Annotated in this window: 13 protein-coding genes and 1 tRNA gene; 8 read left to right on the forward strand and 6 right to left on the reverse strand. The window is 65.8% G+C overall.

The genetic code is table 11. The features are described from left to right. Positions 1 to 2 precede the first annotated feature (2 nt). From fdhE to HU729_RS08220, 4 genes are all read left to right on the forward strand, one after another. Positions 3 to 929, forward strand: coding sequence for a formate dehydrogenase accessory protein FdhE (fdhE, locus tag HU729_RS08205; protein WP_186709504.1), 927 nt, complete (start codon positions 3 to 5; stop codon positions 927 to 929). Between the two features lie 115 nt (positions 930 to 1,044). After that, positions 1,045 to 2,472: an L-seryl-tRNA(Sec) selenium transferase gene (gene selA, locus HU729_RS08210; RefSeq protein WP_186709505.1), complete on the forward strand. Its 1,428-nt coding sequence runs from the start codon at positions 1,045 to 1,047 to the stop codon at positions 2,470 to 2,472. Further along, positions 2,469 to 4,391, forward strand: a complete 1,923-nt coding sequence (gene selB, locus HU729_RS08215; RefSeq protein ID WP_186709509.1) for a selenocysteine-specific translation elongation factor — start codon at positions 2,469 to 2,471, stop codon at positions 4,389 to 4,391. The genes selA and selB overlap by 4 nt, the downstream gene beginning before the upstream one ends. Before the next feature lie 6 nt (positions 4,392 to 4,397). Continuing rightward, positions 4,398 to 4,493, forward strand: a tRNA-Sec gene (locus HU729_RS08220). A gap of 119 nt (positions 4,494 to 4,612) precedes the next feature. Here the strand turns inward: HU729_RS08220 and HU729_RS08225 are convergent. Both HU729_RS08225 and HU729_RS08230 read right to left on the reverse strand, forming a co-directional pair. Then, complete coding sequence (locus tag HU729_RS08225; protein WP_186670286.1) at positions 4,613 to 5,602, reverse strand: asparaginase; 990 nt, start codon at positions 5,600 to 5,602, stop codon at positions 4,613 to 4,615. Between the two features lie 72 nt (positions 5,603 to 5,674). After that, positions 5,675 to 7,117: an alanine/glycine:cation symporter family protein gene (locus HU729_RS08230; RefSeq protein ID WP_186670288.1), complete on the reverse strand. Its 1,443-nt coding sequence runs from the start codon at positions 7,115 to 7,117 to the stop codon at positions 5,675 to 5,677. Between the two features lie 178 nt (positions 7,118 to 7,295). Here HU729_RS08230 and HU729_RS08235 point away from each other — a divergent pair, with 178 nt between their 5' ends. After that, complete coding sequence (locus HU729_RS08235) at positions 7,296 to 8,105, forward strand: helix-turn-helix transcriptional regulator (RefSeq protein WP_186709506.1); 810 nt, start codon at positions 7,296 to 7,298, stop codon at positions 8,103 to 8,105. Between the two features lie 49 nt (positions 8,106 to 8,154). On the opposite strand, the gene HU729_RS08240 is transcribed toward HU729_RS08235, so the two are convergent. The 3 genes from HU729_RS08240 to HU729_RS08250 are packed head-to-tail and all read right to left on the reverse strand — an operon-like array spanning position 8,155 to position 10,866. After that, positions 8,155 to 9,000, reverse strand: coding sequence for an alpha/beta hydrolase (locus tag HU729_RS08240; RefSeq protein WP_186670292.1), 846 nt, complete (start codon positions 8,998 to 9,000; stop codon positions 8,155 to 8,157). A gap of 8 nt (positions 9,001 to 9,008) precedes the next feature. Beyond that, positions 9,009 to 9,803, reverse strand: a complete 795-nt coding sequence (locus HU729_RS08245; protein WP_186670293.1) for a TSUP family transporter — start codon at positions 9,801 to 9,803, stop codon at positions 9,009 to 9,011. A gap of 19 nt (positions 9,804 to 9,822) precedes the next feature. Then, entirely contained in the window at positions 9,823 to 10,866 is a 1,044-nt protein-coding gene (locus HU729_RS08250) for a hypothetical protein (RefSeq protein ID WP_186670294.1), read from the reverse strand. Positions 10,867 to 11,303: 437 nt separating this feature from the next. On the opposite strand from HU729_RS08250, the gene HU729_RS08255 reads away from it, so the two are divergent. Continuing rightward, on the forward strand, positions 11,304 to 12,188 hold the full coding sequence (locus HU729_RS08255; RefSeq protein ID WP_186670295.1) for a sugar nucleotide-binding protein: 885 nt from the start codon (positions 11,304 to 11,306) through the stop codon (positions 12,186 to 12,188). Next, positions 12,181 to 13,113 (forward strand): NAD-dependent epimerase/dehydratase family protein, encoded by a 933-nt coding sequence (locus HU729_RS08260; RefSeq protein WP_063542505.1) that lies wholly within the window; start codon positions 12,181 to 12,183, stop codon positions 13,111 to 13,113. Before HU729_RS08255 ends, HU729_RS08260 begins: the two co-directional genes overlap by 8 nt. A gap of 84 nt (positions 13,114 to 13,197) precedes the next feature. Here HU729_RS08260 and HU729_RS08265 read toward each other — a convergent pair whose 3' ends face one another. Next, a complete protein-coding gene (locus tag HU729_RS08265; protein ID WP_186670296.1) occupies positions 13,198 to 13,626 on the reverse strand; it encodes a helix-turn-helix domain-containing protein in 429 nt (142 codons plus the stop codon). Positions 13,627 to 13,726: 100 nt separating this feature from the next. Between HU729_RS08265 and HU729_RS08270 the strand changes: the two genes are divergently transcribed. Further along, the gene (locus HU729_RS08270) at positions 13,727 to 14,902 is read left to right on the forward strand and encodes an MFS transporter (protein ID WP_186709507.1); all 1,176 of its coding nucleotides are present in this window, start codon (positions 13,727 to 13,729) and stop codon (positions 14,900 to 14,902) included. Positions 14,903 to 14,944: the final 42 nt, after the last annotated feature.

Raw genomic sequence — 14,944 nt, forward strand, 5'->3', positions numbered from 1 at the left:
GCTTGAGCACGATTCTCGAACCCGGGCAGATCGAAGCATCGGCGGTAATGCCGCCGTTTCTTCACCAGCCCGCCGACAACCTGTTCGAACTGCGCGCGGCGCGACTGGAGCAGCTTGCCCAGGGCCATGCCCTTGGCGACTACCTGAGGTGGGTCGCGCGCCTGTGCCGGGTGCAGCAGCACCTGCTCGACAACCCACCGGGCGGGGTGCCGGTGGCCGAGGCGCGTCAGCGACTGTGCATCAGCCACGGCCTGCCGCCGCTGGCCGCCGACAGCCTGGTGCGAGAAGGGCCGTGGCTGGTTTGGTTGCAGGCGTTGCTCGATCGCTTCGAGGCACCGGGGCAAGGCGCCTTGGCTGATGCGTTGGAGGCCCTGCGCAACAGCGACGAGGCCCAGCGCAAAGGCTGGGGCATCGCTTTGCTGAGCGGGCAGTACGATGCCGTGCCCGCCGCACTGGTGCCTTTCATCGGCGCCGCACTGCAGGCTGCCTGGGCCAGTTGGCGCCGGGCCTTGCCCAGCGATGAACTCAAGCCCGGCGGCAGCCTCGCGCAGTGCCCCTGCTGCGGCTCGCCGGCGATGGCGGGCCTGGTGCGCAACCGGGGCAAGCACAACGGGCTGCGTTACCTGGCCTGTTCGCTGTGCGCCTGCGAGTGGCATGTGGTGCGGGTCAAGTGCGTGTATTGCGAGTCGAGCAAGGACTTGCGCTACTCCAGCCTGGAAGATGACCGCCATGCACCGGGCAATGCGCCGCTACGGGCGGAGTGCTGCCCAGGATGCAACACCTACCTCAAGCACTGCTACCTGGAAAATGACGCGATGGGCGAGGCACTGGCCGATGACCTGGCCAGCCTGGCGCTGGATATCCGCCTGGACGAGGAAGGCTTTCATCGGCTGGCGCCGAACCTGATGTTGGCGCCGGGGGGCGGGTGAGGGTCTACACTGTCAGACCGAGTCGCCCTTTCCGCTTGTAGGAGCGGCGGTTCGCCGCTGCGACTTGCCCGCGAAAGGGCCATCACAGACACCGGATCAACCAAGGTAGTACCGCATGTCGTCAAGCCTCGCCAATCAAGCCCCACGCCTGCCCTCCATCGACACTCTGCTGCGCCACCCCGCCTGCCAACCCTTGATCGATCGCCATGGCCGCGACGCGACCCTGGCCAGTCTGCGTCAATTGCTCGACGACCTGCGCGACTCCGCTCGCCTTGGCCAGTTGAGCGCCGTCGAACTGGCTGCCGAAGTCCTGCTTGGACGCTCCGGCGAGCGCCTGGCGATTCAGCAGCGCAGCCAGGTGCGAAGGGTCTTCAACCTCACCGGTACGGTGCTGCACACCAACCTCGGTCGCGCCCTGTTGCCGGAAGAGGCCGTACAGGCGATGCAGACCGCCGCGCGTTATCCGCTCAACCTCGAATTCGACCTGGCCACCGGCAAGCGTGGCGACCGCGATGACCTGATCGAGGGCCTGATCCGCGAGCTGACCGGCGCCGAGGCGGTCACCGTGGTCAACAACAACGCCGCTGCCGTGCTGCTGGCGCTCAACAGCCTGGGCGCGCGCAAGGAAGGGATCATCTCCCGTGGCGAGTTGATCGAGATCGGCGGCGCCTTCCGCATCCCCGACATCATGGCCCGTGCTGGCGTGCGCCTGCACGAGATCGGCACCACCAACCGCACCCATGCCCGCGACTACGAGGCGGCGATCAATCCGCGCACCGGCCTGTTGATGCGTGTGCATTGCAGCAACTACAGCATCCAGGGCTTCACCACTCAGGTGCCGACCGCGGAGCTTGCGCGCATCGCTCACCAGCATGAGCTGCCGCTGCTCGAAGACCTGGGCAGCGGCAGCCTGCTCGACCTCACCCGCTGGGGACTGCCCGCCGAGCCGACGGTGCGCCAGGCGCTGGCCGACGGCGCCGATATCGTCACCTTCAGTGGCGACAAGCTGCTGGGTGGTCCGCAGGCGGGCATCATCGTCGGGCGCAAAGAGCTGATCGCCAGGATCAAGAAGAACCCGCTCAAGCGCGCGCTGCGTGTGGACAAGATCACCCTGGCGGCGCTCGAGGCGGTGCTGGCGTTGTACCGCGACCCCGATCGCCTGGCCGAACGCTTGCCCAGCCTGCGCCTGCTGACCCGGCCCCAGGACGAGATCGTCGCCCAGGCGCAGCGCCTGGCGCCCGAACTGGCTGCGCGACTGGGCGGGCAGTGGACGGTCACGGTCGAGCCCGCATTGGGCATGATCGGCAGCGGCAGCCAGCCGGTGGCACGGCTGCCCAGCGCGGCGCTGTGCTTGCGGCCACAGGTCTCGAAGAAGCTGCGTGGGCGCAGCCTGAGGGTGCTGGAGCGCGCCCTGCGCGAATTGCCGGTGCCGGTGCTAGGGCGCATCGATGACGATGCCTTGTGGCTCGACCTGCGTCAGCTGGATGACGAAACCCAGTGGCTGGCGCAGTTGCCGGCGCTGCAACTGGGGCCGGTGCAGTGATCGTCGGCACCGCCGGGCATATCGATCACGGCAAGACCTCGCTGCTCCAGGCCCTGACCGGCCAGGCCGGCGACCAGCGCCAGGAAGAGCGCGCCCGGGGCATGACCATCGACCTCGGCTATCGCTATGCGGCGCTGGCCGAAGGCGAGCCGTTGACCGGCTTTATCGACGTGCCCGGTCACGAGCGTTTTATCCACAACATGCTCGCTGGCGCCCAGGGTATCGACCTGGTGCTGCTGGTGGTGGCCGCTGACGACGGCGTCATGCCGCAGACCCGCGAGCACCTGGCGATCATCGAGCTGCTGGGCATTCCCCAGGCGCTGGTGGCGATCAGCAAATGCGACCGGGTCGAGGCGTCGCGGCGTCTTGAGGTCCAGCGGGAGGTCGATGCGCTGCTGGCGCCCGGGCCCTATGCGGGCGCTCGGCAGTTTGCGCTGTCCAGCGTGACCGGGGAAGGCGTCGAGGCGCTGCGCCAGGCCTTGGTCGAGGCCCGCGCACAGGTGCAGCGGCGCGCGACGCAGGGCGGTTTTCGCCTGTCGATCGACCGCGCTTTCGCGGTTTCGGGCGCGGGGGTGGTGGTCACCGGCACGGCACTGGCCGGCCAGGTGCGTGCGGGTGACACGCTGTTGCTGGGCAAGGCGGGCAAGCCAGTACGGGTACGTGGCCTGCATGCGCAGAATCAGGCTGCGCTGGTGGCCGAGGCCGGGCAGCGGGTGGCGCTGAACATCAGTGCCGAGCGCCTGACCGTGGAGCAGGTGCACCGTGGCGACTGGCTGGTGCCCGAGTGGCTGCATGCGCCCAGTTCGCGTATCGATATCGAGTTGTCATTGTTGCCGGGCGAGACGCGCACCTTCGAGCATTTCAGCGCGGTGCATGTGCACCTCGGCACCCAGGACGTGACGGCGCGGGTGGCGCTGCTGGAGGGCGAGGCTCTGACGGCAGGCCAACGCATGTTCGCTCAGTTGCTGCTCAACGCACCGTTGCAGGCTGTGCATGGCGACCGCCTGGTGCTGCGCGACCAACGCGCCCAGCGCACCCTCGGCGGTGGCCAAGTGCTTGATCCTTTCGCCCCCAGCAGACAGCGCCGCAGCGAGTCGCGCTTGCGCCAACTGCAGGTGCTGCGCGATGCCCGCGACCTGGAACAGGCGCTGCCAGCCTTGCTGGCGGCAGCGCCCGCGGGGCTCGACCCGCAGCGCCTGGAGCGACAGTTCAACCGTCTGCGTGACAGTTGGCGGTTGCCCGATGACGTCCAGGTGATTGCCACCCGCCAGGGGCCGTTGCTGTTCGATCGTCAGCAATGGCAGGCGCTCAGGCGTGAAGTGCTCGTGCAACTGGCGCGGTTCCACGAGCAGGAGCCCGACCAGCTTGGCCCCGACCGCGACCGCCTGCGCCGCTTCTGTGCCTTGCCGCTGGAGCGTGCCGCTTTTGTCAGCCTGCTGGACGAGTTGCTCGGTGAGGGCGCAGTCGCCAGCAGCGGCCCGTGGTTGCACCTGCCGGATCACAAGGTGCAGTTGAGCGACGCCGATACTGCGCTCTGGGAGCGTCTGCAACCGCGTTTGCTGGAAGGCGCGTTCGATCCGCCCTGGGTCAGGACCTTGGCTGCAGCCGAGCAGGTGGAGGAAGCCCAAGTGCGCCTGCTGATGCGCAAGCTGGCACGGCTGGGGGTATTGCACCAGGTGGTGCGCGACCTGTTCTACCCGCAGGAGACGATCCTGCGCATGGCCGAGATGCTGTTGCGGCAGACACAGGACACGCCGGTAGTGCAGGTGGCGGCGTTTCGCGATATGTTGGGCATCGGTCGCAAGCGCAGTGTGCAGATTCTCGAGTACTTCGACCGGCTCGGCCTGACCCGCAGGGTCGCCGAGCAACGTCACATCCGCGCCGACAGCGCGCTGGCCCGGCAGCAGGCCAGGCCCTGAGTTCAAGGAAGGCAATCGCGCCCGGTGGCGCGGCCGGGCTTCAAACCCGGTTGGGGACGGCAGCCGTTCCCGGGCAGGTTCGACTCCCGCTGCCTTCCGCCATTTTCGCCAGGCCCATTCGCGGGCAAGCCCGCTCCCACAGGTACAGCACAATTCTCAAGAACTGTGGAGATCCCTGTGGGAGCGGGCTTGCCCGCGAAGAGGCCATGACAGGCTGAAACCTAAGCCCGCTCCCCACACAGGTCCAATGCAAACCACCGCTCTGCGGCCTCCACATCCAACCCAGCCCCCAACAGCGCGAACATCTTGCCCAGCGCCGCTTCGCGAGTCATCCCGCCGCCACTGACCAGCCCGGTATCGCGCAGCTTGCTGCCGGCGGCATAGGTGTCGAACACCACCGCGCCTTCGGGACACTGGCTGATCGCGACGATCATCACCCCACGCCGACGCGCGTCATGCAGCGCATCGAGCAGTGCCTGGTCATCGGAGGGCCCGGTGCCGCTGCCATAGCACTCCAGCAGCAAGCCCTGCACACCGGCCTCGCGGAACCCGCGCAGGTAATCTGCACACAACCCCGGGAACACCGGCAGCACCGCCAGCTTCACTGGTTGGCGCACCTGGCGGTAGTCCAGGCTGGCCGGGATCTGTGCAGCGCGCTCGCCTTCGCGATGGCGCTCCATCACTGTGAACGCATCGAAGGCTTCGCTGCGCAGTTTCGAGGCGCGGCAGCCGTGCAGCAGGTGGCCGTGGAAATACAACTGCACGCCGTTGCCCAGGCCCTGCTCGAAGTGACGCAAAGCACCGACCAGGTTGTCCCAGGCGTCGCTGTCCGGCGCACCGGCCGGCAGCATGGAGCCGGTGAGCAGGACCGGCACCTGCAGGCCGAGCAGCAGGAACGACAAGGTCGCGGCGCTGTAGGCCAGGGTGTCGGTGCCATGCAGCACCAGCACGCCGTCATGGCCGTCATGCTCGACCGCCTCGACGATGGCATCACGCATCGCCAGCCAGTTGGCCTGCTGCATGTTGGCGCTGTCGATCAGCGGGTTGAGCTCGCGCAAGGTCCATTGCAGTGTCGGCGCGTCCTTGCGCTGTGCCAGGTGGTCACGCATGCGTGCATCGAAGCCACCCGCCGGCGCCAGGCCTGCGGGGGTCTGCAGCATGCCGATGGTGCCACCTGTGTAGAGAACGAGGAGATTCTTGACTGCACCCATGGAAGGATTCCGAAGCGAGGAGCGAAGGAAAGCCGGCCGCCCACGAGCGGGGCGGCCGGACAGGGCAGGGTATCAGCGCTGGTGCTGAAGTTCGCCAGCCGCTTTGTCAGTGGCTGTTTCAGCCTGAGGATTGGCTGGCCAGGCGGCACGGTCCAAGTCCAGGTCGGCAAATTTGCTGGAGTCGAAAACTGGCTGCTTGATGCCAGCCTTGCGCTGTACGTCGTAGTCGCGCATCACGCGCAGGCCGACCTTGAACAGCAGGGCCAGGGCGACCAGGTTGACGAAGGCCAGGCAGGTCATGGTGATGTCGGCGAAGGCGAACACGGTCGACAGGTCCTGCATCGAACCCCAGACCACCAGCGCCAGCACCAGGCCACGGAAGACCATCAGCACGACACGGTTGCGGCTCAGGAACTGCAGGCTGTTCTCGCCCAGGTAGTAGTTGTAGAGGATGCAGGTGAAGACGAACAGCGACAGCGCGACGCTGACGAAGATGCGGCCCCAGTCACCGACCACGGCGGCCAGCGAGTTCTGGGTCAGGACGATACCGTCGCCCTCGAAGCCCGGAGTGTAGAAGCCCGACAGCAGGATCAGCAGCGCGGTGCAGGTGCAGATCACGAAGGTGTCGAGGAACACGCTGAAGGCCTGCACCACGCCTTGTGCGCCTGGGTGCTTCACCGCAGCCACTGCAGCGACGTTCGGGGCACTGCCCAGGCCCGCTTCGTTGGCGAACACGCCGCGCTTCACGCCCATGACGATGGCGCTGCCGAGCAGGCCGCCAAAGGCTGGGTCGAGGCCGAAGGCGCTCTTGAAGATGGTTTCCAGCATGGCTGGCACGTGTTCGATCTGGGTGCCGATCACGTACAGGGTCACGCCGATGTAGGCCAGGGTCTTGATCGGGACCAGCAGGTCCGAGACTGCGGCGATGCGCTTGATGCCACCGATGAAGGTGATGGCTAGCAGCACTGCCAGGACGATACCGGTTTGGCGTGGGTCGAAGGCAAAGGCGTTCTGCAGCGAATGGGTCACGGTGTACGACTGCAGGCCGATGAAGGCGAAGCCGTAGGTGACCAGCAGCAGGATCGAGAACACGATCGCCATGCTCTTGAGCTTCAGGCCGTGCTGGATGTAGTAGGCCGGGCCGCCGCGGTACAGACCGTCACCGTCGGCGCGCTTGTACACCTGGGCCAGGGTACATTCGAAGAAGCTGCTGGACATGCCCACCAGTGCGGTGACCCACATCCAGAACACCGCGCCTGGGCCGCCCAGGGTCACGGCGATGCCGACACCGGCGATGTTACCTGCACCGACGCGGCCGGCGAGGCTCAGCATCAGGGCCTGGAACGAGCTCAGTTGGCCAGCCTGGCCGCGCAGGGACTCCTTGAACACGCCGAACATGTGGCCGAAGTGGCGGAACTGGACGAACCGGGAACGAATGGTGAAGTAGCTACCGAGCCCGACGATCAGGACGATGAGCAGTTTTCCTGAAAGGAAATCGTTAAGTGCTTCGAGCATTGGAAAATGACCTCGATTCTTATTCTTCGTGTGGAGTGACCAGCGGCGGCAAGGACGCGCGCTATCGTTGGCGCGCATGGTTGGTCATGACACCTGTGGTTACAATTTCGCGGGTTGCTCTGTTTTGGTGCGACTTGATGCTAGACTTGCACCACTCGCATCACCTGGAACGCCGTTCATGGCCGATTTTCTAGCCGCCAATCTCAAACTCGCCTGCAGTCACTACCGCTCTATTTCAGAGGTTTGCCGACAGCTGTCGATCAATCGCGCGCAATTCAACAAGTACCTGAGCGGACAGAGCCAGCCGACGACCTACAACCTCAAGCGCATCGGCGATTTCTTCGGGGTCGAGGATTACGAGCTGAATCTGCCGCCGGAGCAGTTCGCCCGGCTGATCGGTGCGCGCAACCCGTCGGTGTCGTCAGGCCCGCAGGACGACCCGATCAGCGAGCTGTTCAAGCCCTTGCATGCCCAGGCCGGCAATCTGTCGCGCTATTGCGGCTACTACTTCGAATACTCCAACTGCATGTCGGTACCGGGCTCGATCCTGGTGTCGCTGGTGCACCTGTGGGAGGAGCGCGGCAGCTTCCTGTTCGAGCGCCAGGAACGCCAGGAGCGCAGCAGTGCCAGCCAGCATGCGGAAGTGCGTTGCCGCTACCTGGGTGCGGCGTTCCAGTTGCAGGACCGGATGTTCCTGATCGACTACGAGTCGCTGACTCTCAACGAGATGAGCCAGACCGTGCTCATCCCCAGCTTCAAGAGCCGCATCACCCGCCTCAACGGTCTCAAGACCGGGGTTTCCAGCGGTGACCGGCGCAACCCTGCCTGCACTCGCGTGGTGTGGGAGTTTCTTGGTGAGGAGATCAACCGAATCAATGCCTATCGCCAGGTGAAGCTCTATCGCCCGGATGATCCGCGCATCGACGACGACATTCGCGACCGGCTCGGCGCCGGGGCGATCAGCAATGGCTTGTTCGAGATCGAATAGGGCATCGGCTCTACTTGCCCGCGAAAAGCAAGCCACGGTGCCCAACCTGTCACCCCTGGTCGAGAATGAACGCCGCCACCGCATCGGCCACCTGATCGGCAATTTCCGGTGCATCGCGCAGGTGCGCGGCGATGCCGTGGTCGCAGTCGGTCAGCAACAGGCACTCCACATGGGGCGCCGGCACCGAGCGCAGCAGCGCATGGGTGACTTCCTCCGGGATCGGGCTGTAGCGCTGCACACCGCGCAGCAGGCGGGTGCCGGCCGACGTGCCGGGGCCCTGGCCGTGGGTCTGGGAGTTGAGGCCGTCGTACTCGCCGATCACCAGCAGTACCCGCCCCTGGAACTGGCGCAGGAAGGCGTAGCTGTCACAGTCGAGAAAGGCGTAGGGCTTGCGGATCGCCGCGCTGAAGGCCGGCCCGAACGGCGCGTCGTGGGCGTCATCGGGGTAGACAGCCGGGCAGATCAGCACCAGCTTGTCGATGTCTGGCAGTTGCGCCGCAAGCTTGAGGGCAATCGCGCCGCCCAGGCTGTGGCCGACCAGGGTGCGGCAGCGCTCGGCGATATGCCGGTGGAAGCGCCGGGCCTCCTGCAGGTTGATCGCCAGTGTCGGTGCGCTGGCGCCGGGCTCGCTTGCCTTGCTGTGGCCGGACAGGTTGCCGGTCAGCGAACCGATGCCCTGGCGTTGCAGGCGATAGAGCAGCGGGTTGAGGCGGGTGAAGTCCGAGCGTGCACCGCCGACCACGAACAGCGGCGGTGCCCGCTCGCTGTCGGGCAGCAGCAGGCGTGCCTGTTGCTGATAACCGTCGAAGGCTTCGTCGATGAAGCCTTCGGTGCCCGGCGCGGGTTCGTCGTACTGCCAGGTGCTGCGTTGCTCGGAGGTGTTCGCAAAGTCCATGGCGCTCCTTAGAGGAACTGATGTTGCAGCCATTCGCCGAGCGGGTTGCCTGCGCCAAGCAGCAGCTTGAGGGCCATGATGCAGCACACGCAGACCAGCAACGGCTTGATCAGCCTGGGCCCGAAATGCACCGCGCAGCGTGCGCCCAGTTGCGCACCGATGAACGCGGCACAGGCCATCGCCAGGGCCAGGGGCCAGATGATCGCCCCGCTCAGCGAGAATACCGAGAGGGCGCCCAGGTTGCACGCGGCGTTGAGCAGCTTGCTGTTGCATACCGCGCGCAGCAGGTGCTGGCCGAGCAGGATCACGCAGGCGAGCATGAAGAACGAACCCACCCCGGGACCGAACACGCCGTCATAGAAGCCAATCAGCGGTGCGGCGGTCAGGCAGAACACCGCGTTGGAGATCTTCGCCTTGCGCTCGTGCTCGTCGGGCTTGGGGCTGAAGGCGAAGTAGGCCGCCACCAGGATCAGCAGCACCGGCACACAGGCCTGCAGGAACGTCTTGGGCACCAGGCTCACCGACAGCGCCCCGAGGGCGCCTCCGGTGAAGGCCATGGCGGCCATGGGCAGGCCGCGTTGCCAGTCGATCATGCCCTTGCGGGCGAAGGCGACGGTGGCCGACACCGTCGCCGAGGCCGCCTGGAACTTGTTGGTGGCGATGGCCGCCAACGGGTCGATGCCGGCGACGAACAGTACCGGCAGGGTGATCAGCCCGCCGCCACCCGCGATGGCGTCGAAGAAGCCGGCCATCAGCGCCACCGACGCCAGGGTCAGCAGCAGGGAGACATCGATTTCCATCATTACCGCACGTTCCTTTTATTCAGCCGCGCACCAGCAGCGGATCCGGAGTGATCACCCGAGGTTGGGCGAAGGGGGAGTAGCCGAACAGCCGCACCAGCAGGCGACGGTTGTCCTGGACGATGTCGCGACCATGCAGGGCGCGGTTGTTGTTGATCACCAAAGCAGTGTCCGGTTGCAGCACGAAGGGCCGTGGCCGTGTCTCGGCGACCCTTTGCTGGAAGGCGTCGAAGGCCTGGGCGGCGAGGTCGCTGGCCTGGTCGTTGAGCGAGAACCGGTACGAGTTGTAGCGCAGGGCGAAGCCGCCATTGGCGTCGAACTGCAGCATCGCGGTGGCCTGCTCCGGTTCGCCGCTGCCGGCGACGAAGCAGTCGCTGCGGGTGAAGTCGAACGATGCCGAGGTCAGCGCCAGCGCATGCAGGCTGCCCAAGCCTTCGATGACCTCGCGCATGGGGATGACGTGGGTTGGCTCGTTCGCCGGGTTCCAGCGCGCGGTGAGGATCAGTGCAGAGGGCGCAGGCGAATGGTCATCGCGAGCGATCACCGAGCAGTTGTACGGAGCTTCGGTGTGTGGGCCCAGGCGCAGACCGGCGTGGGAGCTGAGTTCCACGCGGGTGTCGCGGGTCTCCTCCGGGCGCGGCTGGCTGCCGCCGCCCTTGAAGTTGCCGACCAGACGCACCTGCTTGCCTTCGTTGTCGATATCGAAGGCGAACGCCCGGTAACGCACCAGTTCCAGCAGGATCTGGTTGCGCGAGGCCAGGTAGAGGCAGCGGGGGTCGTGCTCCAGGCCCTGCAGTTCAGGCAGGTATTCGGGAATGGGGTCGTCGTCCGGGCTGGTCATGCCGCGGTACATCAGTGCCGACAGCGTGCCGTCGGCGAAGCGCCGCAGTGTTGCCTGTTGCTGGGGGGCGAGCGATCCTGCCAGCGTTTCGGCAGATTGCCGTGCCTTGCCAGCCGCCCCGAAGACTTCCGGGCCGCCGAGTCGGGCGAGGGATTGACTGGCGACGAACAGCGCATCGGCTTGGTCCTGGGTAAATTCCAGGTACGCGACTTCGGAATCCTGCATGGGAAACCTTCCTTGTTATTGTTGTGTTGGCGTTCCGTGCCGGCCGACAGCTGGAGTGCGTTGGCCTGACTGCGGTGAATACAGTCTGTAGTGGCCAACTGCCGCGCAGTATCGGGTAGTTTCCGAAGGCGCAAAAGAGGGGCGAGAAAATTTCACGGCTGTGAAGCGTTGTGAAGAACGAAGCAGGCACGCCATGGTGATTCTCCTGATTGTCGGGTGCGCACACGGGGCTGCCATGCCCCGGCTTCTACTATTAGTTCAGGTTTTTCGTCTGCCGTGGTGCAAGACCGGTTTTATGTGAGCGACAGAGAAATCTTCGATGCCTATTGGAAATTTCCCACACAAAGACAAGCGAACCCCAAGGGTTGGACTTCCCCAGGCGGAAACCGCAAAATGACCCCTTTCCCTTAATCGATCTGAGCGGACCTGCTGACTCTATGCGTATGCGCCTGATGCTGTTGGGTGGTGGCAATGCCCTCGGGCAAGCGCTGATTCGTCTTGGGGCCGAGGAAGACATCGCGTTCCTGGCTCCGCGCCCGCCGGACGAGGGCTGGGATCCGGCCAGCCTCACCCAGTTGCTCGACGATCACCGCCCCGACACCCTGGTCAACCTGGCCTATTACTTCGACTGGTTCCAGGCCGAGTCGGTCAGCGAACAGCGCCTGGCCCTTCAGGAGCGTGCCGTGGAGCGTCTGGCCGAACTGTGCCAGCACCACGAGATCACTCTGGTCCAGCCCTCCAGCTACCGCGTGTTCGACGGTTCGCGCGCCACTTCCTACAGCGAGAAGGACGAGCCGGTGCCGCTGGGCCTGCGTGGCCAGGCGCTGTGGCGTATCGAGCAGAGCGTGCGTGCGGCCTGCCCGCAACATGTGCTGCTGCGTTTCGGCTGGGTGCTGGACGAAAGCCTTGACGGCGCACTCGGGCGTTTCCTGACTCGCGCCGAGCAACCGCAGGAGCTGCTGCTGGCCGATGACCGCCGCGGCAACCCGACGCCGGTGGACGACGCTGCCAGGGTGATCCTCTCGGTGATCAAGCAGCTGGACTGCGACGCGCCGCTGTGGGGCACCTACCATTACGCCGGCAACGAGGCGACCACACCCTTGGCGCTGGGACAAGCTATCCTTTCCGAGGCAGCGCAGTGGCACAAGCTGGCCGTGCAGGCCCCCACCGCACAGGCCCACGCCGCGCGCCCGGATGCCAGCGAGGAGCCGCAGCATGCGGTGCTGGCCTGCAAGAAGATCCTTCACACCTTCGGCATCAAGCCCCGTGCCTGGCGCGCCGGCTTGCCGCCCTTACTGGACCGTTTCTATCGTCATGGCTGATGCCCCCATCCTCATTACCGGCGGAGCTGGTTTCATCGGCTCCCACCTGTGCGATGCGCTGCTCGACAAAGGCTATGCGGTGCGCATTCTCGATGATCTGTCCACCGGCAAGCGCAGCAACCTACAGATCGACCATCCGCGCCTGCAACTGATCGAAGGTGATGTTGCCGACACTGCACTGGTTACCCGTGCAGCCGCCGGTTGCGCAGCGGTGGTCCACCTCGCTGCGGTTGCGTCGGTGCAGGCGTCGGTGGACGACCCGGTCAAGACCCACCAGAGCAACTTCATCGGCACCCTCAACGTCTGCGAGGCGATGCGCATCAACGGTGTGCGCCGGGTGCTGTTCGCCTCGAGCGCGGCGGTCTACGGCAACAATGGCGAAGGCCAGTCGATCACCGAGGACACGCCCAAGGCGCCACTGACGCCTTACGCCGTGGACAAGCTGGCTGGCGAGCAGTACCTGGACTTCTACCGCCGCCAACATGGGCTGGAGCCGGTGGTGTTCCGCTTCTTCAATATCTTCGGACCGCGCCAGGATCCCTCGTCGCCGTACTCGGGGGTGATCAGCATCTTCTGCGAGCGTGCGACCAAGGGCTTGCCGATCACCGTGTTCGGCGATGGCGAGCAGACCCGCGACTTCCTCTATGTCGGCGACCTGGTGCAGGTGATGGTGCAGGCGCTGGAGCAGCCGCAGGTGGAAGAGGGCGCTGTGAACATCGGCTTGAACCAGGCGACTTCGCTGAATCACTTGCTTGCGGCATTGCAGCAGGTGGTTGGCAGCTTGCCGACGATCAGCCATGGCCCGGCGCGCGCGGGGGATATCCGCCACTCGCGGGCGGACAACCACCGGCTGTTGGCGCGTTTTGATTTTCCCCAGGCGACCCCGATCGCCGAGGGGCTGGCGCGTTTGTTGGGCAAAGACTGACAAACACGCTGGCCTTGCAGGTACTTCACTGATCTCCAGGACAGTGGAGTACCCGCGAACAGGCCCTGACAGGCCAGAACACCTTCAAGCCCGCCGACAATCCTCTGGCCTCAGCAACCGCCCATCCCGCGCCCGCACTTCCAGCTTCGCCACAGGTTCGCCCTTGGCATTGTCCAGCAGCACCGAACGCGCCTCGCCCGCCTCGAACTGAAAGCGCTCCCCCCACTGACGCAGGCCCACCACGATCGGAAACACCGAGCGGCCTTTCTCTGTCAGCACATATTCCTTGTACGCACTGCCATCCGACGCCGGCTGCAGTTCCATGAGCCCTGTTTCCACCAGCAGCTTCAGTCGCGTGGCGAGGATGTTCTTCGCCAGCCCCAGGTTCTTCTGGAACGCGCTGAAGCGGCGCAACCCATCGAACGCGTCGCGCAGGATCATCAGTGCCCAGCGGTCGCCGAGCACTTCGAGGGCTCGGGCCACGGGGCATCGGCTGTTGTTTTCGTCGAGCATCGCTCATTCCGGATCTGTCACTGTGGTTGCAGACTAAAACCAGATTTGCTAGAAATCCAGCCTGTGGTTTTATTTTAAAACCAGATTTCCAGGAGTCTGCATGTCATCTGCCCACGAAGCGTCGTCGTTTCAACTCACGCGCGGCCTGACCCTTCTGCTGGCCGCAGCCTGCGCACTGGCGGTGGCTACGGTGTACTGCGCCCAGCCGCTGCTGGAGTCCATGGCCCAGAGCCTGGGCGTGCCGAGTGGTCAGGTCGGGTGGGTGGTCGGCGCAATCCAGGCAGGTTATGCGCTGGGATTGCTGCTGATCGTGCCGCTGGGTGATCTGCTCGACCGCAAGCGCTTGATCCTCGCGCAGTTGCTGCTGTCGGCACTGGCGCTGGTTGCGGTCGGCCTGGCCCAGCATTGGGCGGCGCTGTTGGCGGCCATGGGGATGGTCGGGCTGATGGCCGTGGTGGTGCAGTTGATGGTCGCCCAGGCAGCCACCCTGGCGACACCGGCGCAGCAGGGGCAGGCGGTGGGCGCGGTCACCAGCGGCATTGTGCTGGGCATTTTGCTGGCGCGGCTGGTGGCGGGTGTCGTGGCTGACCTGGCCGGCTGGCGAGGCGTCTATTTCGCAGCTGCCGGGCTGGTGCTGCTGATGGTGGCGCTGCTCGGCTGGCGTATGCCCGCTGCACGGCCGCCGGGGCAGCGCCAACGGTACCGGACGTTGTTGTGTTCGATGGTGGTGTTGCTGCGCGATGATCGGCTGCTGCGCCAGCGGGGTGTGTTCGCGCTGCTGATCTTCGCGGCGTTCAGCGTGCTGTGGAGCAGCATGGTGCTGCCGTTGAGTGCGCTGCAACTGACCCACACCCAGATCGGCCTGTTCGGCCTGGCCGGTGTCGCCGGCGCCCTTGCCGCCTCGCGTGCCGGGCGCCTGGCCGATCGCGGTCTGGGGCAGCGCACCACGGGGCTGGCGCTGGGGCTGCTGACACTGTCGTGGCTGCCGAGCCTGTTCGTCGAGCAGTCGTTGCTGGCCCTGGTGGCCGGTGTGGTGATGCTGGACCTGGCCGTGCAGGCGGTGCATGTGACCAACCAGAGCCTGCTGCTGGCCGGGCGTGCACAGATGGCCAGTCGCCTGGTTGGCGCGTACATGTGCTGCTATTCGGTTGGCAGCGGGGCAGGGGCGGTGGCAGCGAGCTGGGTCTACGGGGCGTGGGGGTGGGGCGCGGTGTGTGGGCTGGGGGCTGGGATCAGCGCGTTGGCGTGGGGGTATTGGTGGCGGCTGCATCGCTGAGGATTGCTGCGCTCGTGTAGGAGCGGGCTTGCCCGCGAAAAA

It is taken from the genome of Pseudomonas sp. RW10S2 (assembly GCF_014268985.1).
Taxonomy (GTDB): Bacteria; Pseudomonadota; Gammaproteobacteria; order Pseudomonadales; family Pseudomonadaceae; genus Aquipseudomonas; species Aquipseudomonas wayambapalatensis.

Excerpts from the sequence above, each read along its gene's own strand:
- HU729_RS08265 (WP_186670296.1), bottom strand. The coding sequence starts at position 13,626 with ATGCTCGACGAAAACAACAGCCGATGCCCCGTGGCCCGAGCCCTCGAA.
- HU729_RS08260 (WP_063542505.1), top strand. The coding sequence starts at position 12,181 with ATGGCTGATGCCCCCATCCTCATTACCGGCGGAGCTGGTTTCATCGGC.
- HU729_RS08255 (WP_186670295.1), top strand. The coding sequence starts at position 11,304 with ATGCGTATGCGCCTGATGCTGTTGGGTGGTGGCAATGCCCTCGGGCAA.
- HU729_RS08225 (WP_186670286.1), bottom strand. The coding sequence starts at position 5,602 with ATGGGTGCAGTCAAGAATCTCCTCGTTCTCTACACAGGTGGCACCATC.
- HU729_RS08270 (WP_186709507.1), top strand. The coding sequence starts at position 13,727 with ATGTCATCTGCCCACGAAGCGTCGTCGTTTCAACTCACGCGCGGCCTG.
- HU729_RS08245 (WP_186670293.1), bottom strand. The coding sequence starts at position 9,803 with ATGATGGAAATCGATGTCTCCCTGCTGCTGACCCTGGCGTCGGTGGCG.
- HU729_RS08230 (WP_186670288.1), bottom strand. The coding sequence starts at position 7,117 with ATGCTCGAAGCACTTAACGATTTCCTTTCAGGAAAACTGCTCATCGTC.
- HU729_RS08250 (WP_186670294.1), bottom strand. The coding sequence starts at position 10,866 with ATGCAGGATTCCGAAGTCGCGTACCTGGAATTTACCCAGGACCAAGCC.
- HU729_RS08240 (WP_186670292.1), bottom strand. The coding sequence starts at position 9,000 with ATGGACTTTGCGAACACCTCCGAGCAACGCAGCACCTGGCAGTACGAC.
- HU729_RS08235 (WP_186709506.1), top strand. The coding sequence starts at position 7,296 with ATGGCCGATTTTCTAGCCGCCAATCTCAAACTCGCCTGCAGTCACTAC.
- selA (WP_186709505.1), top strand. The coding sequence starts at position 1,045 with ATGTCGTCAAGCCTCGCCAATCAAGCCCCACGCCTGCCCTCCATCGAC.